At 62.0% G+C, this 19,402-nt stretch carries 23 protein-coding genes; 12 read left to right on the top strand and 11 right to left on the bottom strand.

Features of this window, described 5'->3' with window-relative positions:
* Nucleotides 1-468: 468 nt before the first annotated feature.
* The 4 genes from AT395_RS05960 to AT395_RS05945 form a co-directional block, all read right to left on the bottom strand.
* Entirely contained in the window at nt 469-783 is a 315-nt protein-coding gene (locus AT395_RS05960) for a non-heme iron oxygenase ferredoxin subunit (RefSeq protein ID WP_042112662.1), read from the bottom strand.
* Nucleotides 784-796: 13 nt separating this feature from the next.
* Entirely contained in the window at nt 797-1,270 is a 474-nt protein-coding gene (locus AT395_RS05955; RefSeq protein ID WP_042112663.1) for an aromatic-ring-hydroxylating dioxygenase subunit beta, read from the bottom strand.
* A 12-nt stretch (nt 1,271-1,282) separates the two neighbouring features.
* The gene (locus AT395_RS05950) at nt 1,283-2,479 is read right to left on the bottom strand and encodes an aromatic ring-hydroxylating dioxygenase subunit alpha (protein ID WP_048627923.1); all 1,197 of its coding nucleotides are present in this window, start codon (nt 2,477-2,479) and stop codon (nt 1,283-1,285) included.
* Between the two features lie 190 nt (nt 2,480-2,669).
* Complete coding sequence (locus AT395_RS05945; RefSeq protein WP_048627858.1) at nt 2,670-3,683, bottom strand: 2Fe-2S iron-sulfur cluster-binding protein; 1,014 nt, start codon at nt 3,681-3,683, stop codon at nt 2,670-2,672.
* 162 nt (nt 3,684-3,845) lie between these two features.
* On the opposite strand from AT395_RS05945, the gene AT395_RS05940 reads away from it, so the two are divergent.
* A complete protein-coding gene (locus AT395_RS05940; protein ID WP_048627859.1) occupies nt 3,846-4,757 on the top strand; it encodes a LysR family transcriptional regulator in 912 nt (303 codons plus the stop codon).
* 17 nt (nt 4,758-4,774) lie between these two features.
* Here AT395_RS05940 and AT395_RS05935 read toward each other — a convergent pair whose 3' ends face one another.
* Together AT395_RS05935 and AT395_RS05930 are read right to left on the bottom strand one after the other, a co-directional pair.
* A complete protein-coding gene (locus tag AT395_RS05935; RefSeq protein ID WP_042112668.1) occupies nt 4,775-5,890 on the bottom strand; it encodes a glycosyltransferase family protein in 1,116 nt (371 codons plus the stop codon).
* A 286-nt stretch (nt 5,891-6,176) separates the two neighbouring features.
* Nucleotides 6,177-6,920 (bottom strand): SDR family oxidoreductase, encoded by a 744-nt coding sequence (locus tag AT395_RS05930; RefSeq protein ID WP_048627860.1) that lies wholly within the window; start codon nt 6,918-6,920, stop codon nt 6,177-6,179.
* A gap of 105 nt (nt 6,921-7,025) precedes the next feature.
* On the opposite strand from AT395_RS05930, the gene AT395_RS05925 reads away from it, so the two are divergent.
* A complete protein-coding gene (locus AT395_RS05925; protein ID WP_042112670.1) occupies nt 7,026-7,949 on the top strand; it encodes a LysR family transcriptional regulator in 924 nt (307 codons plus the stop codon).
* 88 nt (nt 7,950-8,037) lie between these two features.
* Here the strand turns inward: AT395_RS05925 and AT395_RS05920 are convergent, their stop codons facing one another.
* Nucleotides 8,038-8,397: a VOC family protein gene (locus AT395_RS05920; protein WP_048627861.1), complete on the bottom strand. Its 360-nt coding sequence runs from the start codon at nt 8,395-8,397 to the stop codon at nt 8,038-8,040.
* A 184-nt stretch (nt 8,398-8,581) separates the two neighbouring features.
* Here AT395_RS05920 and AT395_RS05915 point away from each other — a divergent pair, with 184 nt between their 5' ends.
* Nucleotides 8,582-9,010: a hypothetical protein gene (locus AT395_RS05915; protein ID WP_048627862.1), complete on the top strand. Its 429-nt coding sequence runs from the start codon at nt 8,582-8,584 to the stop codon at nt 9,008-9,010.
* A gap of 92 nt (nt 9,011-9,102) precedes the next feature.
* Here AT395_RS05915 and icd read toward each other — a convergent pair whose 3' ends face one another.
* Nucleotides 9,103-10,356, bottom strand: a complete 1,254-nt coding sequence (icd, locus tag AT395_RS05910) for an NADP-dependent isocitrate dehydrogenase (RefSeq protein WP_042112673.1) — start codon at nt 10,354-10,356, stop codon at nt 9,103-9,105.
* A 284-nt stretch (nt 10,357-10,640) separates the two neighbouring features.
* On the opposite strand from icd, the gene AT395_RS05905 reads away from it, so the two are divergent.
* The 4 genes from AT395_RS05905 to AT395_RS05890 all read left to right on the top strand — a co-directional run bounded on the left by AT395_RS05905 (nt 10,641) and on the right by AT395_RS05890 (nt 12,460).
* Nucleotides 10,641-11,231 carry a pseudouridine synthase gene (locus AT395_RS05905; RefSeq protein WP_048627863.1) on the top strand — a complete coding sequence of 197 codons (591 nt, stop codon included), beginning with the start codon at nt 10,641-10,643 and terminating at the stop codon, nt 11,229-11,231.
* Nucleotides 11,232-11,283: 52 nt separating this feature from the next.
* A complete protein-coding gene (locus tag AT395_RS05900; RefSeq protein ID WP_042112675.1) occupies nt 11,284-11,511 on the top strand; it encodes a hypothetical protein in 228 nt (75 codons plus the stop codon).
* A 127-nt stretch (nt 11,512-11,638) separates the two neighbouring features.
* Nucleotides 11,639-11,845 (top strand): hypothetical protein, encoded by a 207-nt coding sequence (locus AT395_RS05895; RefSeq protein ID WP_042112676.1) that lies wholly within the window; start codon nt 11,639-11,641, stop codon nt 11,843-11,845.
* Between the two features lie 135 nt (nt 11,846-11,980).
* Nucleotides 11,981-12,460, top strand: coding sequence for a DUF192 domain-containing protein (locus tag AT395_RS05890; protein ID WP_125347921.1), 480 nt, complete (start codon nt 11,981-11,983; stop codon nt 12,458-12,460).
* Nucleotides 12,461-12,507: 47 nt separating this feature from the next.
* On the opposite strand, the gene AT395_RS05885 is transcribed toward AT395_RS05890, so the two are convergent.
* From AT395_RS05885 to xseA, 3 genes are all read right to left on the bottom strand, one after another.
* Nucleotides 12,508-13,293, bottom strand: coding sequence for an HD-GYP domain-containing protein (locus AT395_RS05885; protein WP_048627864.1), 786 nt, complete (start codon nt 13,291-13,293; stop codon nt 12,508-12,510).
* Between the two features lie 241 nt (nt 13,294-13,534).
* Nucleotides 13,535-14,113 (bottom strand): superoxide dismutase [Fe], encoded by a 579-nt coding sequence (gene sodB / locus AT395_RS05880; protein WP_042112677.1) that lies wholly within the window; start codon nt 14,111-14,113, stop codon nt 13,535-13,537.
* Between the two features lie 203 nt (nt 14,114-14,316).
* Nucleotides 14,317-15,690: an exodeoxyribonuclease VII large subunit gene (gene xseA / locus AT395_RS05875; protein WP_042112679.1), complete on the bottom strand. Its 1,374-nt coding sequence runs from the start codon at nt 15,688-15,690 to the stop codon at nt 14,317-14,319.
* Between the two features lie 447 nt (nt 15,691-16,137).
* Between xseA and AT395_RS05870 the strand changes: the two genes are divergently transcribed.
* From AT395_RS05870 to kdsB, 5 genes are read left to right on the top strand one after another with little or no spacing between them, the layout of a single operon-like run.
* A complete protein-coding gene (locus AT395_RS05870; protein ID WP_042112680.1) occupies nt 16,138-16,752 on the top strand; it encodes a MotA/TolQ/ExbB proton channel family protein in 615 nt (204 codons plus the stop codon).
* A 15-nt stretch (nt 16,753-16,767) separates the two neighbouring features.
* Nucleotides 16,768-17,229, top strand: coding sequence for an ExbD/TolR family protein (locus AT395_RS05865; protein ID WP_048627865.1), 462 nt, complete (start codon nt 16,768-16,770; stop codon nt 17,227-17,229).
* A complete protein-coding gene (gene lpxK / locus AT395_RS05860) occupies nt 17,226-18,299 on the top strand; it encodes a tetraacyldisaccharide 4'-kinase (protein WP_231606037.1) in 1,074 nt (357 codons plus the stop codon). The genes AT395_RS05865 and lpxK overlap by 4 nt, the downstream gene beginning before the upstream one ends.
* Nucleotides 18,280-18,486: a Trm112 family protein gene (locus AT395_RS05855; RefSeq protein WP_010807137.1), complete on the top strand. Its 207-nt coding sequence runs from the start codon at nt 18,280-18,282 to the stop codon at nt 18,484-18,486. Before lpxK ends, AT395_RS05855 begins: the two co-directional genes overlap by 20 nt.
* Nucleotides 18,483-19,274 (top strand): 3-deoxy-manno-octulosonate cytidylyltransferase, encoded by a 792-nt coding sequence (gene kdsB / locus AT395_RS05850; RefSeq protein WP_125347919.1) that lies wholly within the window; start codon nt 18,483-18,485, stop codon nt 19,272-19,274. The genes AT395_RS05855 and kdsB overlap by 4 nt, the downstream gene beginning before the upstream one ends.
* Nucleotides 19,275-19,402 lie beyond the last annotated feature (128 nt).

The following is a 19,402-nucleotide window of genomic DNA, read 5'->3' as shown; positions in this document are numbered from 1 at the left end:
ATGCAAAAGATAACGCAACTTTCCACTCCGGGTGCGAAGCTTCTCGAAATTTAACTGCGTTTAATCTCTTATAAAGTTTCCTTTACCGCAATATTCCACTCAGTTATTAAAATAACTCCGGAACTCCCGACTGCGGAAATCAATTACGCAACTTCCTTAATTGACTAAGTATTCCTACGCAGCTCCATGTTCATTCGGCATGCCGAAATCATTCGTCAAGCTTCGGAAAGAAACAGGTTTTTAACGATTCCTAAAGCGAAGCCGACGCCGCTCAGGGACATGCGAGAGTAGATCATTTGTTTCATCCGGCGCCCAGATGATGCGGCTGCTCCGCCCCCTTCAAAGCCCCGAAGGCGCCCCTTGGCGAGCCCCCTCCCAGGCGGGCGTTCCTGTCGCCGAAATGCGACGGGCGACCTATCGCCCGTCAGGTAGCCCGTTTGGATGACACCTCCTAAAGTGGGAGCGCCGTCACCCCAGATCCACGTACACTTTGCCGGCCTCGATCCGGATGGGATAGGTTCTGACCGCCTCGGTGAGCGGCGCGCACATGGCGGCCCCCGTACGGACGTCGAATTTGCCCTGATGCAGCGGGCACTCGATCTCGTGCCCCTCCAGAAACCCGTCGCACAGGCGCGCGTTTCCGTGAGTACATGCGTTATCGGTCGCGAAAACCTCGCCATCTACGCCATACAAGGCAATATCGCGGCCGCCCACGATCAGGCCGATCACGTCGTCCTCGGGAATCGCGTCGCGCGACGCCGCCTCAATCCAGTTACCGCTCATGATGTTCCTCGCTTCAGATCGGGTAGATCAGCGAGTTGGGAATCATCTCGCTGTCGAAAATGCATTGGCGCGAGGCGAACTTCCACCCCTCGCCGGTGCGTTTCAAAATGTCCAGATAGCGCCCGACCGACAGAATGTCAGTGAGTTGATCCGGCTTCGTGCGAAACACGGCGTAGTTGGCTTCCACGTGCAGCGTGTCGTGGTCGAGTTGCCGGATAGCAGGCAGTCCGATCACATGGCGCTGGTAATACGGATCGTGAAACAGCGTGTCGCGAATCCCGTAGATGCGATCGCGCAGCATGCCGCGGCTTTCGAAGGACAGCGTGGCCAGCGGCAGCCCCATCTCGAAATTCTCGCGCGGCTGAATGCGGTAGACGCACGCTTCGAGGAAAAACTCGGGCCAGGCGTCCCATTGCTGCGTATCGAGCGCCGCCGCATAGGCCGCGTTAAGTTCGACTACGGCCTGAAACGTTGCAAAATCCACCATCGTGTTGTCTCCTCAAACGCCCATCACGCGGCGCCAGTAGGCGTACATGCCGCGAATCAAGGTTTCCGTCACCATGTGTTCGGTGTTTTCCACGCCGGTGCCGCCCAATTCGGCGATCACGCGGTGCCACGGCTTTTGGGTGAACCCCTCCTGCGAGCACTCGATGGCTTCACCGTCGTCCGCCGACACGAAACCGGCCGGGCCGAACAGGTTCGCCTGACGCAACCGGCGCTGCGTCATGTCTTCGGTGTCGTCTTCGAAGCCGAAATGTGTCCAGACAAAATCGAACGAATCGGGCCCGCGCGGCTGGATATGACGCGTCGACACGGAATTGACCTGCTGTTGCAGGATCACGCTGGGGAAGAGCGTCATGAGCACGGCCGTAGGCCCGTTCCACCAATCTTCCTGCACGATGTCGAGAAAGCGCGCGTCATTGAGCGACATCGATTCCTTAAAGCTCGATACGCCCGACGTCACCTCCCCGCCACCGCCCTGCCCTCGCGTGGAAATCATCGCGGCGTGACGCCCGTGTTCGTCCATCACCAGGCGCGATTTGTTATCCGCACGCCACAAGCCGAACGTGACGAACCACGTATGCAGCAGGCCTGGGTGATACGGGTCCTTGATGTTCTCCTGCATCAGCTTCCAGTTCCCCGGAATGCGCTGCTTGTTGTAGCCGAGGAGTTTGAGCTTGCGGCCATCGAACAAGCGGTCGAAGTACGCGCAAATCTCCGGTCCGAGAAAGGCCTCGAGCGATTCGATTTCGTGATCGAACGACGCGAAGATCACTCCGCCGCGCGTGGCGACCTTCAATTGGGTAAGGCCGTGATCTTCCGGCCTGAAGTCCTTCGGCATCCCCCCGTTGACCTTGCCGTCCTGCTTCACTCCGCGGCGGAACGGCACCCCTTGCAGATTGCCCTTGAGGTCGTAGTTCCACTGGTGATACGGGCAATGGAAGTCCGTGCGATTGCCCCGCTTTTCGCGACAGAATTTCATGCCGCGATGGGCACAGACGTTCTCGACGACATTGATGCCGCCCGACGTATCGCGCGTCACAATGACGGAGCGCTCGCCAATCACCGTACGTTTGAAGTCGCCCGGCGCCGGCACTTCGGCCTCCAGCCCGACGTAGTTCCAATGACGGCGATAGAAGCACTCGTCCAGCTCGCGCCGATAGAGTTGCTCGTCGGTATAGACGCGAAAGGGAATCCGGCTGGAGCCCTCGGCGGGCCAAAGGTTCGACGGTTCAGCGCCGGCGGACTGCGCCGGGTCGAAGCCGGTCTGCGGTGTTGTACTCACGGTCGTCTCCTGAGGGGGAATGCGGGGAACTCTGGGAATGCGGGCAATGCGGGATACAAGCGAGCGGCAAGCGCACCGGCGCACGGGAAAACCCGTTTCGTCAGGCGGCCTTCGCGTAAAACGCGTCGGCGTAGATATGCGCGCCGTCAATGCCGCGCGCGCGCAGCAATCGCGTGGCGGCCTCGACCATCGGCGGTGCGCCGCACAGATACGCGCGCCAGCCAACGAGTGCATCGGGGGCGGTGTAGTCCGCGGCGAGGGCTTCTGTGACGTGTCCGACGCGGAACGCGTCTGGCGTGTGCCCCGACGCATCGGTTGTGGTCACGACATGCAGACGAATACCGTCATGCTGCAACGCGAGCTCGCGTAGCCACGCCAGGCCATATACGTCCGCCGGCGAGCGTGCGCCGACATAGATATCGATCGGATTGCGCATGCCACGAGCGAGTGCGCCGCGCACGATCGACAGCACTGGCGCGAGCCCGGTCCCGCCCGCCACGCAAAGCATCGGGCCGTCATGACGCGTGCGCAGGTAAGACGTGCCGAGCGGCCCGGACACACGCACGGTGTCGCCGACCTTGAGCTGCGCGTCAACGTAACCAGTCACGGCGCCGCCCGGCACTCGACGGATGTGAAACTCGAGCGTGTCGTCAGCGTCCAGTCCGGCCATCGAATACGGGCGAATGTGTTCGGGCGTGAATTGCAGCGTGGCGTATTGACCCGGCGAGAAGCTGAGCGGCTTCGCGGGCTTGAGCACCAGACGCTTGATGTCGTGCGTGAGCGGCTCGATGGCAAGCACCGTCGCCTTGAGGATCCTGGCCGGGTGCACGACGACTTCGTCCATCTCCGGCAATTCGATCTCGCAGTCGCCCTGCACGGTGGACTGGCAAGCGAGCACATATCGCGCCGGGCCGGTGTCGTCGTCGTGATGACGATATTCGACGCCTGCGGCTTCCTGCACGTCCCCGGAAATCACCCGGCAGCGGCAAGTGCCACAGCGCCCGGACAGGCAACTGTACGAAACCGGGATCTGACGATCGGTGAGCGCTTTCAGCAGGTTATCGCCGGGCGCGACCTCCAGGCGCTCGCCAAGTGGCTGCACATGAACTTGCATGGGGATTGTCTCCGTGATGACAGCAGCCCGCCGGGCACTGCCTCTGGCGTTCAGACGCCGTTTGCAAGAAGCATCGCGCAACCCGCGATATAAACCAATAGAATCTTATTTATATCGACCATAAATTCTAGTGATTTCACTGATCGCCGAGACGCGTCACTCATGGACCTGCATTCCGTCGACCTGAACCTGCTGGTGGTCTTCCAGCACCTGTACAACGCGAGACGCGTTTCCCGCGTCGCCGAAGCGCTGGGTGTGACACAGCCCGCTGTGAGCAATTCGCTCGCGCGCCTGCGCAAGTTGTTCAACGATGAGCTATTCATCCGCACTTCACGGGGCATGCTGCCAACGCCGATGGCGATCGAACTGGCCGAACCGGTCGCAAGTGCGCTAGACGCCTTGCACGGCGTATTCAATCGTCAGCTCGCCTTCGATCCGGCCACGAGTCAGCGCGCGTTTCAGATCGCCATGACGGATATCGGCGAAGTGCACTTTCTGCCGAAGCTGATGCACGCCCTCGGCGAGCAAGCACCGGGCATTACGGTCAGTACGGTGCGCAACACGGCTGTCAATTTGCGCGAGGAGATGGCGGCGGGTCAGGTGGATCTTGCCGTCGGGCATCTGCCCGATCTCACAGCCGAGTTTTTCCAGCGACGGCTGTTCCGGCAGAAGTATGTGTGCATGTTTCGTCCGGGGCATCCGCTCGACAGACCGAAGAAGACGCGCATGGCGCGCGAGGATTTCGAGCAGGCGGAACAGGTCATGGTAATCGCTGCCGGCACGGGGCATGGACAGGTCGACGACTTCATGGCGCGCGCTCACGTGCAACGCAATGTCCGACTACGCGTACCCCATTTCGTGGCGCTCGCCGACATTCTGCACGCCACGGATCTCATTGCGACCGTCACCGAAAAGTTCGCCCAGCGTAGTGCGCAGCACTTCGGATTGCGCTACGTCGACCATCCTCTGGATTTGCCGGACGTGCAGATCAATCTGTTCTGGCACGCACGCTATCACCAGGAACCGGCGAGTCAGTGGATGCGCACGCTGCTATTCGATCTGTTTTCGGAGTAACGCTCGCCGCTGCCCGCTCAGCGCCCGTGCCACGTTTCCCATAGCCCCCGCCAGAACGCGTTGGCGTTGCGACGCGCACGCCAGCGCAGATTCGGCAGCGAGACTGCAAGCCACTGCTCGGCGGCGTCGATGCGCCGCTCGCCAAAACGGTACGGTGCGTTGAAGAGGTCCAGATAGGCTTGCCGGTAGTACTGCACCATTGCCGAATCGCGATAGTGAGTCTCCATCCAGCGGCGCGACGCAGCGCCGATCTGCGCGCGTAGCGGCGCATTCTCCAGCAACGCCACCAACGGCGCCTCGGCCGCCTCCAGCGGTACGTCGACCCAGGGAAGTTCGCAAGCACCGGTCAGGCGACGAAGTTGCGCCTGCACGCGATTGTCAAGGTGACCGAGTGTCGGCTTGCCTTGCGATAGCGCTTCGAGTCCCGAGAGGTGATAGTTGCCTGTCACGCATTCGTCCAGTGCAACGGCAGCGCGTTGCTTCAATCGCAAACACTCGTCGTGCGGCACGCCCATGATGAGGCGCACTTCGCACAGCCCGCGCCGCTCCAGCCGACGTAACAAGCGCAATGTCTGTGGCGCCCCCTTCGTCTCCCAGCGCTTGCGCCAGCCGGACGATCCGCCACTCGGCGAAAACACGACTACAGGACGCCCGGTCTCGCCCGGGGTTTCGGGTTGCGGCAGATAACGCTCGTCGTCGATCGGCACAATGTTCGGCACCACGCGCGCGAAGGGGTAGAAGCGCTCGGGGCCCTGGCCGATGACCAACTGAGGCATGGGGTCGTTGACGATGCGCTCGCGCATGGCGGCATTCTCGCGACACCATAACTCCGGTGCGGAATGAAACTGGCGGATCAAGCGCTTCTTACCGAAGCGGCTCAGAAGGTCGGCGCCAAACGTGTCCTCGAACGAGAACACCTGATGGATGTGGATGACGTCGGCCTGCGCGATGACATCGAGGGCCTCTTCGCGATGACGTTGCCAGTCGAGGTCGACGGCGAAGGTGCGCGATGCATACGCCGCCGCGTTGCAGACGACATGCCGCGCCGCGATATCGGTATGCCGGTTAAGCGCCGAGACAATGTTGCCCGGGCTGCCGGCCACCGGCGTATGGGAGAGGTGAACGACCTTCATCCGCGCAGTCTATGCCGCAGCATTGCGCGCGGGTAGACACGAGCACGACGCGCGCCTTACACGGCGTTACGCCGGTAATACGCCGCATGGCAATGTCGGCCGCGTCTGCGAGATAACTCGGGATGACGCGAAATGCCCGTCATGCAGCAACGGCGCGGGAGATCGGGCGCCTTGCCTGAGCTTGCCAACGTCACAAGCCTCTCGGCGCCATCGTATTCGCCCCCTCGCCCCGTTGCATTTCTTACGATTGCGGTCACACCGCGTTCGTCACGAATTCAGACGAAGCTTAAGCGCTGTAGCCTCCGTCGATGGTCAGGCTCGCACCGGTCACGAAGCTGGCTTCCTCGCTGGCGACGTAGGCGACCATCGCGGCAATGTCCTCCGGGCGAGCGTGGTACTTGAGCGCCATCAGGTCATGCATCGACTTGGCGAAATCGCCCTCGGCCGGATTCATATCGGTGTTCGTCGGTCCCGGCTGAACATTGTTGACGGTAATACCTCGCGGACCGACATCGCGAGCCATGCCCTTGACGAGCCCGACCAGCGCCGCCTTGCTCATGGCGTAAGTCGCGCCGCCCTCGAAGGGAATGCGTTCCGCGTTGCACGAGCCGATGTTGATGATGCGCCCGCCTTCGCCCATGTGAGCGAGCGCGGCTTTCGACGCGACGAACACGGCGCGTACGTTCACGTTGAGCATGCGGTCGAAGTCTTCCAGCGCGAGATCGGCCACCGAGCCCAGCGTGAACACGCCGGCGTTGTTCACGAGAATGTCGATCTTGCCGAATTGCTGTGCGGCGTCGTTCACCGCCCGGGTCAGCGCGGTGGCATCGCTCGCGTCGGCGAGCAGCGCCATGGCGCGACCACCCGACGCCTGAATGCGCGCGACAAGCACCTCCGCTGCCGCCTTCGAGCCTTTGTAAGTGAAGGCGACCGTCGCGCCGTCGTCGGCCAGTCGCTGCACGATGGCGGCGCCGATACCGCGCGAGCCGCCCGTCACGAATGCCACTTTGCCTTGAAAACTCGTTGCCATGATGTTGTTCCACTGGTTAAGAAGTGAAACTAGTATCGGCGCCGAATTACATCGCAACTAGACCATAATATCGATCATCAATTTCAACTCAATGGAACAGATGAAATGGACGCGCTGCCTCTGATCGAGTCCTTCGTCCTCAGCGCACGTGCTGGGAGTTTTTCGGCAGCTGCGCGGCGACTGGGGATGACGCCTGCGGCAGTCAGCAAGAATGTGGCTCGTCTGGAGGCGAAGCTCGGCTTGCGCCTGTTCCACCGGAGCACCCGGAGCCTCACGCTCACAGCGGGCGGAGAGCGATTCCTGCTCGACGTCGACGGGCCGTTCGCAGCGCTGACCGACGCCTTCTCGCGCGCCGCCGAAGGTGAAGGCAAGCCGTCCGGAGTGCTGAGAGTTAGCGTGGCGCATGCGTTCGGCCGTCAGTACCTCGTGCCGTTACTCGGTGATTTCCTTGCAAGGTATCCGGACATCGTGCCGGACTGGCGATTCGACAACCGAAGCGTGGATGTGGTGGCCGAAGGCTTCGACGCGGCGATCGGCGGCGGGATAGAACTCACGCCCGGCCTGATCGCACGGCGGCTTGCGCCGACCTATGCCGTGATTTGCGCATCGCCCGGCTATATGGCCGGGCGCAAAGTGCCGAAGCATCCTTCTGAGCTGGCCTCCTACGACGCCGTGATCCGGCGCTCCGGCACATCAGGGCGTCTGCGCGCATGGGACTTGCGCAACGCCATTGGCGAACGCGTGAACATCGAAGCGCGAACCCGCATGATTTTCGACGATCCGGAAGCCATGGCACACGCCGTTGCGCTGGGCTACGGCGTGGCGTTGCTACCCATGCCCCATGCTGCGCCGCTGCTGGCAGATGGCCGAATTCAACGTTTGCTGCCCGGGTGGTTCGAGGAATATGGCGGCGTGTCCATCTACTACTCGAACAAGACTTTGCTGCCGCTGCGAACGCGCGTGTTCGTGGATCACGTTGTCCAGGCGTTCGAACAGCAGCGCCTCGCGGCCTGTTTCGACGGACGTTGATAGGGCACCGTGATTGCACCGTGATTGCACTTTGACGGCGCGACGGAGCAGCGCACACCATCGCAGATTGGCGACCGGTGCACAGCGTCTACCGGTGCGAGAGGATATTGAGCAAACGCCCGAACGGGTCGCGCACATAGAAGCGCCTCACGCCCCACGGTTCGTCGGCAATCCCGTACTCAATGGCAACGCCGGCGTCTTGCATGCGTGCGAGTGCGCTGTCCACGTCGTCCACCTCGATCGAAAGATCCGGTACGGGCGTGCCGTTGCCGCCCTCCGTGGCAACGCTGACCTGCACACTCATCTTCGACGCATTGCCGTAGGTGGCAATCCAGCCATGATCCATCAGCAGATCCAGCCCGAGCAGCTCCCCGTAAAAGCGTTGCGCCGCCTGCAACGCTTGCGCGGTCGGTGCCGCGATGTTGGCAACGATGCGATTGACCTTCATTTGCCTCCTCCCGCGTATGACATGTGAGCCAGATAAACGCGGCCAAGCGTAGCACGTCGGACTCACGCGCCGGCGCCTTGCGTTGTCCCTGCGCATGCACTGTAATGAAAGCGTCGTGCCGATGGCTTGTTCGGGCCTGGAGAAGGCTGTTGCGTCGGCCGCCAGAGGGGGCGGGAGGTCCGTCATGGACACCACAGGAATCGCGCGGCGCACGATGGCGTTCATTGCGTGCGTGCTGAGTGCGGGCGCCGCACAGGCGCAACCGGCATACCCTCCACCGACCCTTCAGATCAGTGTCGCCGTGGGCCAGAAGGTGGCGATCTGGGTGCAGCCTAACTACAGCGTGCTTTGCCGCTCGCTGGGCCAGCCGACATTCCAACTCGATTCGGCACCTGCGCTCGGCGAAGTCTCGCCGGAATGGATCGATTACACGGTGCCCGACGGCCAGCGCTGCGAGACCATGCGTTTTCCCGGCCTCATCATCTGGTATCAGGCGGGGCAGGCACCGGGCACCGATATCGTCGTCTGGACGGTCGGATTCCCGCGCGAACTCACCAGCCGTGTGCCAAGCTCGGGAGACCATCGGGTAACCACGATCATCGTGGTGCGATAGCGGAGACCCCCGGCAATGGAAAGCCCCGGGGAGCTTCGCTACCCCGGGGCAGGATGACGACTAGAGACATCCGGCGCGAAAGCCGTAGTGATTTACATGTTCTCGATCATCACGCTACCGAAGCCGGAACAGGACACCTGCGTGGCGCCTTCCATCAGGCGCGCAAAGTCGTAAGTCACCTTCTTCGACAGAATCGACTTTTCCATCGACGCGATGATCAGGTCCGCCGCTTCCGTCCAGCCCATGTGTCGCAGCATCATCTCTGCCGAGAGAATTTCCGACCCCGGATTCACGTAGTCCTTGCCCGCATACTTCGGTGCGGTACCGTGCGTCGCTTCGAACATTGCTACCGAATCGGACAAATTCGCGCCCGGTGCGATACCGATACCGCCCACTTGTGCCGCGAGTGCATCGGAGATGTAGTCACCGTTCAGGTTGAGCGTGGCGATCACGTCGTACTCGGCCGGACGCAGCAGGATCTGTTGCAGGAAGGCGTCGGCAATCGAGTCCTTGACGATGATGTCTTTGCCCGTCTTGGGGTTCTTCACCTTGCACCACGGACCGCCGTCGATCTCCGTCGCGCCGAATTCGTTCCTGGCGAGCGCATAGCCCCAATCGCGGAACGCCCCTTCCGTGAACTTCATGATGTTGCCCTTGTGCACGAGCGTGACCGTATCGCGATTGTTGTCGATCGCGTACTGAATCGCCTTGCGCACCAGCCGCTCCGTGCCCTCGCGCGACACCGGCTTGACGCCAATGCCCGACGTCTCCGGGAAACGGATCTTGCTCACGCCCATCTCGTTTTGCAGGAACGCGATCAGCTTCTTCGCGCCCGCCGACTCCGCCTCCCACTCGATCCCTGCATAGATGTCTTCGGAGTTCTCGCGGAAGATCACCATGTTGATCTTCTCGGGCTGGCGCACCGGCGACGGCACGCCCTTGAAGTACTGCACCGGACGCAGACAAACGTACAGGTCGAGTTGCTGACGCAACGCCACGTTGAGCGAGCGAATGCCGCCGCCCACCGGCGTCGTCAGCGGACCCTTGATCGACACGACGTAGTCCTTCACGACCTGAAGTGTCTCGTCGGGCAGCCACACGTCCGGGCCGTAAATACGGGTCGACTTCTCGCCCGCATAGATTTCCATCCAGCGGATCTTGCGCTTGCCACCGTATGCCTTTTCCACGGCAGCATCGACGACCTTGAGCATCACCGGCGTAATATCCACGCCCGTGCCGTCGCCTTCGATGTACGGGATGATCGGATTGTCCGGCACGTTCAGTGAGAAATCCTTGTTGACGGTGATCTTCTCGCCTGCCGGGACCTTGATGTGCTGATACGACATGGTGGGGCTCCAATGGATGGATCGGACTGCGCGCATCGAGCCGGATGAGGGATGACCGCTCGACGCATTTCCGCCCTATTGTAGTCACAGCGCCAGAGAGTGCGCGTGACCCGAATTTAGTCTTATATAAGACATAAGACCAATGCTTTCGATTATGCATTAACATGACGAGGCTGAACAGAGGACAGCAGAGTGGGTCACCGCGTCATGCGTTCACGTATTCGGCGGCGCCACGCAATATCGCGCACCGCTGCCTCGGCAATTTCCGATTTTCTTCCCCCGGTATGACACTTCTCGCCCTCAACAAACCCTTCGGTACGATTTGCCAGTTTTCGCCACATCCGACGCGCCCCACGCTTGCCGAGTGCGTGCACCTTCCGGACGTCTATCCGGCGGGACGCCTCGACGCGGACAGCGAAGGGCTCCTGCTGCTGACCGACGATGGCCGCCTGCAAGCGCGCATTGCGGAGCCCGAAAGGAAACTGCCGAAGACCTATTGGGCGCAGGTGGAAGGTCCATACGATGAAACGGCCGTAGCACGGCTGCGGAGCGGCCTCGATCTGGGCGATTTCGTCACGCTGCCGTGCGAAGCGCGGGAGATCCCCGAGCCGGCGCACCTCTGGCCGCGCCATCCGCCAATTCGCTTTCGGGCGAGCATCCCGACACATTGGCTCGAGATCACCCTCGTGGAAGGCAAGAATCGCCAGGTCAGACGCATGACCGCCGCCGTGGGCAAGCCCACACTGCGGCTGGTACGTGTCGCCATCGGCCCGGTCGACGTCTTTTCATTGAACCTCTCGCCGGGCCAGTGGTGCGAGTTACCGCAACAATTACTTACACTTTCGGGTCAACCGCGCGGTCGTCCACCTCGTTGAGGGAACAGGTGCGCAACATACGCACCACTAACTGAATCGAGGAAACCAAGTCATGAACAAACTGCTGCTCGCACTGACCGCCGGCCTGATTGTGTCCGGCGCCGCGATGGCCCAACAATCGGCGCCGGCTACGGCGCCTGTCGCCCCGGCGGCGCCTGCAGCAGCAGCGCCTGCTGACCATGCTGCCCCGGCGAAGAAGGCCAGCCACAAGAAGCATCATCATCACAAGAAGTCGGGCAAGAAGGCGATGAGCCAGCCGCCCGTCGGTAACAAGCCGTAATACTTGCTTTGCAAAAAAACCGCGGATGGGTTGTCAACCGATGTCCTGAACGGACGTTAAAGGAGATGACTCACTTCGCGGGTCAACGAGTACACCACCCCAACATCGAGCTTCAACGAGGAATCTCATGAAAAAACTGATCGCTGCCCTGGTCGCTGGCCTTTTCGCAACTGGCGTGTTCGCTCAAGCTGCTGCTCCGGCCACGGACGCTGCTGCCGCTCCGGCCGCTGCTAGCAAGCCGGCTGCCAAGAAGAAGTCGTCGCACAAGAAGTCGGCCAAGAAGTCGGCTAAGAAGGCTTCGGCTGCTGAAGCGCCGGCCGCTGCCAGCAAGTAAGTACCGCGCTGCGCGGCTCGCCGCGCAACGTACGGTAATAGGCAGGTTGCTTATGCAACCTGCTTTTTTTTCGTCCGGCGGCTACAATGATCCGCCACTTATCTGACGTTCCCCCGATCTTCTCAGGAGCCGTTTGTGATCCGGATTTCACGTCAACTGACCGCGCTCGCCGCCAGCGCCACGTTTGCTGCCGCCGCAGCCGTCGTGGCACTCGTGCCAGCGAGCGCTACTGCACAAATCAAGCAGCCCGGGCAGTTTCCGACCGTCCAGCTCTCCGCCGGCATGTACCTCATCAAGGCCGAAGTCGCTGCCAATGAAGCCGACCGCGAGCAAGGCTTGATGTATCGCACAACGATGCCCGCCAACGCTGGCATGCTCTTCGTGTTCGAAGATAAAGCCGGTCACTGCTTTTGGATGAAAAACACCAATCTTCCGTTGTCCATCGCGTTTCTCGCCGACGACGGTACGATTGTAAACATCGAAGAGATGGCGCCGCAAACCGAAGACAACCACTGCCCGCGCGCGGCAGTGCGGTATGCCCTGGAAATGAATCAGGGTTGGTTCAAGAGCAAGAACATCGGCCCGGGCGCCAAGATTTCAGGCTTGCCGCGCTGACCCTCCGCCGTCAGCCCTCCGGCTTTGCGGCCTGCGACGGCGTTCGCTCAGCGCGCGCCGCTCGATATCTCCAACGCAGGCCCCAGCGAACGTTCGAGAAAGCGATCCAGCAACCACGGATCGAAGTGTCGTCCGCGCTCGGCGAGCATCGCCCCCACGATCTGCGCCGGACTGAGCGCCGCACGATACGGACGGTGGCTTGCCAGCGCATCGAATACGTCGACCAGAGCGACGATCCGTCCCGCCAATGGAATGCGATTGCCTGAAAGCCCGTAAGGATAGCCGCCGCCGTCATAACGTTCATGGTGCGTGCAGGCGACGATTGCCGCCAACTCGCATGCTGCACCGCCGATGGCATTCAACATATCGGCCCCCACCTGCGGATGCATGCGCATGACACCCATCTCATCGGGTGTCAGCCTGCCCGGCTTCTCCAGTATCGCGTTCGAAATACACAACTTACCGGTGTCGTGCAAGGCCGCCGCCCACCCGAGCGCCTGCGCCTCGACGGCGGGCATGCCGAGCGCCTGCGCGAAACGCCAGGCCAGCGTGCCGACACGCCACATGTGTGTGGCCGTACCGCCGCGCTTGTGCTCGGCCAGGCGAAAGAGTGTCCACGTGGCCGGTGGCAGACTGCGCATCAGTCGGGCGTCGGCGAGCCCGTAGCGGTGAGAGAAACCGGCACGGCCGTCGACGGAGTCGGTGCTGCCGGGCGCCTCAGAAGTGTGGGCGGTATCGCGACAAACTTCGGGGGTACCGGCATGGCGCAAGGCGCCCGGGGCGAAAGAAAGGGTCGCGGCGCGGATATCGCGCGATGGCGCAGGGTCAGGCATACGTTGTCCGTTCAATGAGAAGCGTTCACTCTAACGACGGGAACGCACGAAAATGTTGACGTTAATCAACGGACACGCAGAAGGCGACAGTCCTGTAACTGCTGAAAACAAGAAACCCACCGCATGCGGTGGGTTTCTTGTTTTGCGGCAACGTCAGACGCTCGGGTTAGGCACCTGACGTTCTCTTCGGCAAACGCCGCCGAAGTCGATATGATCGGCCAGCAAATTCCGGGAGGCTCGATTACGCGAAGTTCTTCGCAGCGAATTCCCAGTTAACCAGATTCCAGAATGCCTCGACAAACTTCGGACGAGCATTGCGGTAGTCGATGTAGTAGGCGTGTTCCCACACGTCGATGGTGATCAGCGGCTTGTCGGCGCCCGTGAGCGGCGTGGCAGCGTTGCTGGTGTTCACGATGTCGACCGAACCGTCGGCCTTCTTCACGAGCCACGTCCAGCCCGAACCGAAGTTGCCCACGGCCGACTTCGAGAACGTTTCCTTGAAAGCGTCGAACGAACCGAACTTGGCGTCGATGGCCTTGGCCAGATCGCCCGACGGAGCACCACCGCCCTTCGGCGACAGGGTGTTCCAGAAGAACGTGTGGTTCCAAACCTGTGCTGCATTGTTGAACACGCCGCCCGACGACTTCTTGATGATGTCTTCGAGGCTGGCGTTTTCGAATTCGGTGCCCTTGATCAGGTTGTTCAAGTTGGTCACATAGGCTTGGTGATGCTTGCCGTAGTGATACTCCATCGTTTCTTTGGAGATGGTCGGCGCCAGTGCATCGATGGCGTACGGCAGTTCAGGGAGCTTGTGTTCCATGGCAATTGTCCTTTGTGCTCTGAGGGGAACCCGATTTTGCATTATCCGGAGCCATCGATTCTAGGGCAGATGCGAAAACCCCGCAAACCGCACGGTTACTTGATTTACCGCACTATCCGATATTCATGTGACGATTGTTTGCTAATCCCGGCTAATCGACGCACGATGCCTGCGATTTGTCAGGATTGCAGACCCGGACCCCGCTAAAAAGTATCGTCAAGCCTAACCTGAACATCACCAATGCCGATGTCCGCGGCGCCTTCGGCCAAATGCATCGTCACTTGCTGGCCTCGCTGCAATTTTCTCGGGTCGCGAACCGGCTGGCCTTTCCCGTCGAGCACTGCGGCATAGCCGCGCTGTAACGTGCGACGCGGATTGAGCAACTCGAGTTGGGCCGTGGCATCGGCGAGTCGCTCGCCGGCGCGCTCCGCGCGGCGCGACATGATGTTTTGCATGCGCTGCGAGAGTAGCGACACGCGTTCGTGCTGCGACGCGACATCGGGCACGGCGCGTGCCAGACGAAGGCGCAACATTTCGAATCGTCCGCGGCGCTGGGCCAGCGGTCGTTCCAGCGCATGACGCATGCGGTCGCTCAGGTGTGCCAGCTCGCCGCGCTGACGCGCCAAACGCTCACGAGGCGACACCAGGCCGCGCGACAGGCTGTCGAGCTGCTGGCCTCGCTGCTCCAGCATGCGCCACATCGCGCGGCTCAGCCGCTGACGCTCGCGGTCGACCTCGCGCAGACACTCGTCGCGGGCCGCGCTGATCAGTTCGGCGGCCGCGGTCGGCGTGGGCGCGCGCACGTCGGCCACAAAATCGGCAATCGTGAAATCGGTTTCATGCCCCACGCCGGAGACAACGGGTAGCTCGCTGCGCGCAATGGCATGGGCGAGGACTTCCTCGTTGAACGCCCACAGGTCTTCGATGGAACCACCGCCCCGGCATAGCAGAATGGCGTCGACCTCGCGACGGGCGTTGGCCGCATCGAGCGCCGCCGCCAGCCGGGTAGCGGCGTCGGCCCCTTGCACGGGCGCCGGATAGACGACCACCGAGACGTGTGGCGCACGCCGGGCGAGCGTGGTCAGCACGTCGCGCAGCGCCGCTGCCTGCAACGACGTGACAACGCCCACACGGCGGGCGTATCTCGGCAAGGCACGCTTGCGCTGAGGGTCGAACAACCCTGCGGCGGCGAGCTTTTCCTTGAGTTTCAGGAACGCTTCGTACAGATTGCCCTGCCCTGCGCGGCGGATCGCCTCGACATTGAGCTGAACCTCCCCGCGAGGTACATACATGGAGAGCAACGCACGAACTTCGACGCGATCTCCCTCTTTAGGCGAGAAATCGGCGTGCTGCGCACGGCCGCGAAACATCACGCAGCGCATTTGCGCTTGTGCATCCTTGATCGAGAAATACCAATGGCCACTTGCCGCGCGCGTGAAGTTCGAGATTTCGCCGCTGACCCACGCCAGCGGAAAGCTCCGCTCCAACACACCGGCAACGGCTTTGTTCAAATCCGAAACACTTAGCACGCGATCCGCACCACCGGTGGGACGGGCGTCGTCGAAAGATAGATTCATGCGTGTTCGCTGGCGAAAAACTGTCCACAGGCCCGCTAATTTAAGGGTTTTCGCGCCCGGGCGCCCTATATTTCCTGCATCGAGACGCCAAACCCTTGATTTATCAGGCTTTGCAGGCGTCGTCGCAGGCATGTCGCAAGGCCATTCCCAGCGTATCGCCAAGATATATGCTCCGGCGGCGACATGTGCACATAGTTATCCACAGGCAACGCGGGATTTCGTGGGAATTGTGAGCTTGCGGCGGTGTTCATTTCTGAAACACCGGATTGCTTATTTTTTCATCACGAACTAAAAAGTACCGTCGGGTCAAAGAGTTGCCGAACGTATCCCAAGGTTGTCCACATCCTTGTGCTCGGATGGTGTGGAAAACGGTGCTTGCCCATCCCCCCCCTGCACGCTACAGTTCGGACTCGTTTGCCCATCCCCGCAACAAGCAAGAGGTCGTCTTTGTTCGCCGTCATCCAGGCCGCCGGCTGGCCCATCTGGCCACTTCTCATCGCTTCCGTTATCGCCCTCGCCCTGATCGTCGAGCGCGCCCTGTCGCTGCGTCGCGCGCGCGTACTCCCGAGCGGTGTCCTCGAAAACGCGATCACACTGGCTCGCCGAGGCTCGGCCAAGCAAGACGCCACCGACGCCTTGGCGCGTGGCTCGATGCTCGGGCGCGTGCTTGCGACCGGCGTTCGTTTCGTTGCACACAACCCGCAAGGGCCACGCGAAAGCGCCAAGGAAGCGCTCGAAGAAACCGGGCGGGCCGTCGCCCACGAACTTGAGCGATTTCTGCCGGCACTCGGAACCATTGCCTCCGTCGCCCCGCTAATGGGACTGTTCGGCACGGTCATCGGCATGATCGAGATCTTTGGTGCACAAGACGCCACGGGCACCGACCCGGCGCAACTGGCGCATGGCATTTCCGTGGCGCTGTACAACACCGGCTTCGGTCTGATGATCGCGATTCCCGCGATGATCTTCTATCGCTACTACCGCACGCGCGTCGATGCGTTTCTGGTCGAACTTGAGACGCAAGCGGTCCACTTTCTCGATGCCACGCTCCCGCGGCACTGATCCGAGAGACGCACGATGAATTTCCGTCGAGGCCTCTCCACACGCGACGAGCCGGAGATCAATCTGATCCCGCTCATCGACGTGCTGCTCGTGATCCTGATCTTCCTGATGGTCACTACGACCTATACGCGTTACACCGCGCTCAAGGTCAATCTGCCAACGGCCGATGCCGAAAAGGCGGTCGTACCGCCGCGTCAGATCGTGGTTTCCGTCGGTGCGGACGGCAGTTATGCCATTGACCGGCATGCGCTCGGGCAGCGCGATGTCGCCAGTCTTACGGCAGCGTTGCGTCAGGCTGCGGGCCCTGCCAATAGCGGCGCCGAGTCTCCGGTCATTATCATCAACGCCGACGCCAAGAGTACTCACCAGGCGGTCATTAACGTGATGGAGGCTGCCCGCGAGGCCGGTCTGTCGCGACTGACCTTCGCTGCCCGCTCGACTGCCGCCCATGGTGAGGCGGCGCCTCGCTCTCGATGACGACGCCCTCGTCACGTTCCGGCCAGACCGACGGCGCGCGTTCTCGCGCACTGGTGCCACGCTTGTCGGGCTCACTCGTGCATTGGGTGAGTGCGCAATGGCAACGGCGAGGACTCGTTGCGTGGCTGTTATGGCCACTGTCGTGGGTTTTCGGGGCCGTTGCCGCGTGGCGGCGTCTCGCCTTTCGCCAAGGCTGGAGAACATCTACACGTTTGCCGGTGCCGGTGGTCGTGGTTGGCAATCTCACCGTAGGCGGCACAGGCAAGACGCCGACCGTCATCGCGCTCGTGGGTGCACTGCGTGCGCACGGCTATACACCCGGCGTCCTCTCGCGCGGGTACGGTGCAACCCTGTCTCGTCCAACCGAAGTCGGCGATGCCTCACGGCCGGAAGACGTTGGCGACGAACCGCTGCTGATCGCCAAACGCACGGGTGCCCCGGTGTGGGTGTGGCCGTCGCGGGTCGAGGGTGGCCGTGCGCTGCTCGCCGCCCATCCGGCGTGTGACGTCATCGTCTGCGATGATGGTCTCCAGCACTACGCGCTCTCACGTGATGTCGAGATCGCCGTCTTCGACCATCGATTGGGCGGCAACGGATTCCTGCTGCCTGCCGGGCCGTTGCGCGAGCCGCTTTCGCGCGCGCGCGACGCCAATCTCATCAACGATCCGTACGGCAGAACGCTGCCCGAGTGGTCGCACACTTGGCGGCTGACGCTCGCACTGGGCGATGCATGGTGTGTCAGCCAGCCAGCCCTCACCCGAACGCTTTCGCATTTCGCCGGCAAGCGCGTGCTGGCGGCGGCAGGCATTGGCGCACCTGAGCGTTTCTTCGCGGCGCTGCGGGCTGCCGGCCTGCAAATCGAGACGCTGGCATTGCCCGATCATTACGACTTTGCGACGAATCCGTTCGACGGCGTTGCGGCCGACGCCATCCTGATCACCGAAAAGGATGCAGTAAAATGCGTCACCTGGTCCGACCCGCGAGTGTGGGCCGTACCTGCCGAGGCAGCGCTCGATGCGCGCCTCGTATCACTGGTAGTGGAGAAATTGCGTGGACAACCGACTGTTTGAGATTCTCGTCTGCCCGTTGTGCAAGGGCCCCCTGGAGTACGACAAGAAAGCCCAGGAGCTGATTTGCCACGCAGACAAGCTCGCCTATCCGATTCGCGACGGCATTCCCGTCATGCTGGCCGATGAAGCACGCCAGTCCGTCGAGGGTACGCCCGTCCCGCTGAACGACGACAAGTCCGCATCGTGAGCGATTCGATCCGTACCGTCGACTTCGTCGCGGTGGTGCCTGCGCGCCTCGCGTCGACGCGTCTGCCCAACAAACCGCTCGCCGATATTGGCGGCAAGCCCATGGTGGTGCGCGTGGCCGAGCGCGCGCGTGAGTCGGGTGCGCGCCAGGTCGTAGTCGCGACCGACGCGCAGAGCGTGGTAGACGCCGTCTCGGCGCACGGCTTCGATGTCATGCTGACGCGCGCCGATCACCCGACGGGAACCGACCGGCTGGCCGAGGTGGCCGTTCAGCAGCAGTGGACCGACGACACTATCGTCGTCAACGTGCAGGGCGACGAACCGCTCATCGATCCACGTCTCGTGCACGCTGTCGCCGCACATCTGGCGGAGCATCCGGAATGCGCGCTCTCGACGGCCGCACACCCGATCACCGACAACGCGGAGATCTTCTCTCCGAATGTCGTTAAGGTCGTGCTCGACGTGTACAGCCGGGCACTTTACTTCTCGCGCGCGCCTATCCCGTGGTCGCGCGACGCGTGGTCCGCCGGGCTTGTCAATATGGCGTCCCTGCCGGCAGCCACGACACCGATCTTCCGTCACATTGGGCTTTACGCCTATCGAGCCAAGTTTCTGCGTAGCTATCCGAGCCTGCCGCAAGCCCCGATCGAGACCGCCGAATCGCTTGAGCAACTTCGCGCGCTCTGGCACGGCGAACGCATCGCGGTGCTGGTGACCGACGACGCGCCACTACCGGGTGTCGACACCGCCGAAGATCTCGAACGCGTTCGCGCACTGCTGCAAAACTGACGTCCCATACCCGGCATAGTGCGAGGCCGGTGCGTTAGCGGCAGGCGCATTGGGGCGTCCCGGAAATCGCAACGCCACGATTCTCGCAACTCGGCAAAACGCCGCCGGGCGGGCACGTCGTGGCATAA

Origin of the sequence: Pandoraea apista, assembly GCF_001465595.2 — a bacterium.
In the GTDB taxonomy this organism is placed as follows: Bacteria; Pseudomonadota; Gammaproteobacteria; order Burkholderiales; family Burkholderiaceae; genus Pandoraea; species Pandoraea apista.
The sequence above is the reverse complement of the archived record's forward strand: the minus strand, read 5'-3'. Positions and strand labels throughout refer to the sequence as shown.

Excerpts from the sequence above, each read along its gene's own strand:
- AT395_RS05915 (WP_048627862.1), top strand. The coding sequence starts at position 8,582 with ATGGACACCACAGGAATCGCGCGGCGCACGATGGCGTTCATTGCGTGC.
- AT395_RS05865 (WP_048627865.1), top strand. The coding sequence starts at position 16,768 with ATGAATTTCCGTCGAGGCCTCTCCACACGCGACGAGCCGGAGATCAAT.
- AT395_RS05935 (WP_042112668.1), bottom strand. The coding sequence starts at position 5,890 with ATGAAGGTCGTTCACCTCTCCCATACGCCGGTGGCCGGCAGCCCGGGC.
- AT395_RS05930 (WP_048627860.1), bottom strand. The coding sequence starts at position 6,920 with ATGGCAACGAGTTTTCAAGGCAAAGTGGCATTCGTGACGGGCGGCTCG.
- AT395_RS05920 (WP_048627861.1), bottom strand. The coding sequence starts at position 8,397 with ATGAAGGTCAATCGCATCGTTGCCAACATCGCGGCACCGACCGCGCAA.
- AT395_RS05945 (WP_048627858.1), bottom strand. The coding sequence starts at position 3,683 with ATGCAAGTTCATGTGCAGCCACTTGGCGAGCGCCTGGAGGTCGCGCCC.
- AT395_RS05960 (WP_042112662.1), bottom strand. The coding sequence starts at position 783 with ATGAGCGGTAACTGGATTGAGGCGGCGTCGCGCGACGCGATTCCCGAG.
- AT395_RS05900 (WP_042112675.1), top strand. The coding sequence starts at position 11,284 with ATGAACAAACTGCTGCTCGCACTGACCGCCGGCCTGATTGTGTCCGGC.
- AT395_RS05955 (WP_042112663.1), bottom strand. The coding sequence starts at position 1,270 with ATGGTGGATTTTGCAACGTTTCAGGCCGTAGTCGAACTTAACGCGGCC.
- sodB (WP_042112677.1), bottom strand. The coding sequence starts at position 14,113 with ATGGAACACAAGCTCCCTGAACTGCCGTACGCCATCGATGCACTGGCG.
- icd (WP_042112673.1), bottom strand. The coding sequence starts at position 10,356 with ATGTCGTATCAGCACATCAAGGTCCCGGCAGGCGAGAAGATCACCGTC.
- AT395_RS05895 (WP_042112676.1), top strand. The coding sequence starts at position 11,639 with ATGAAAAAACTGATCGCTGCCCTGGTCGCTGGCCTTTTCGCAACTGGC.
- AT395_RS05925 (WP_042112670.1), top strand. The coding sequence starts at position 7,026 with ATGGACGCGCTGCCTCTGATCGAGTCCTTCGTCCTCAGCGCACGTGCT.
- AT395_RS05905 (WP_048627863.1), top strand. The coding sequence starts at position 10,641 with ATGACACTTCTCGCCCTCAACAAACCCTTCGGTACGATTTGCCAGTTT.
- lpxK (WP_231606037.1), top strand. The coding sequence starts at position 17,226 with ATGACGACGCCCTCGTCACGTTCCGGCCAGACCGACGGCGCGCGTTCT.
- xseA (WP_042112679.1), bottom strand. The coding sequence starts at position 15,690 with ATGAATCTATCTTTCGACGACGCCCGTCCCACCGGTGGTGCGGATCGC.
- AT395_RS05940 (WP_048627859.1), top strand. The coding sequence starts at position 3,846 with ATGGACCTGCATTCCGTCGACCTGAACCTGCTGGTGGTCTTCCAGCAC.
- AT395_RS05885 (WP_048627864.1), bottom strand. The coding sequence starts at position 13,293 with ATGCCTGACCCTGCGCCATCGCGCGATATCCGCGCCGCGACCCTTTCT.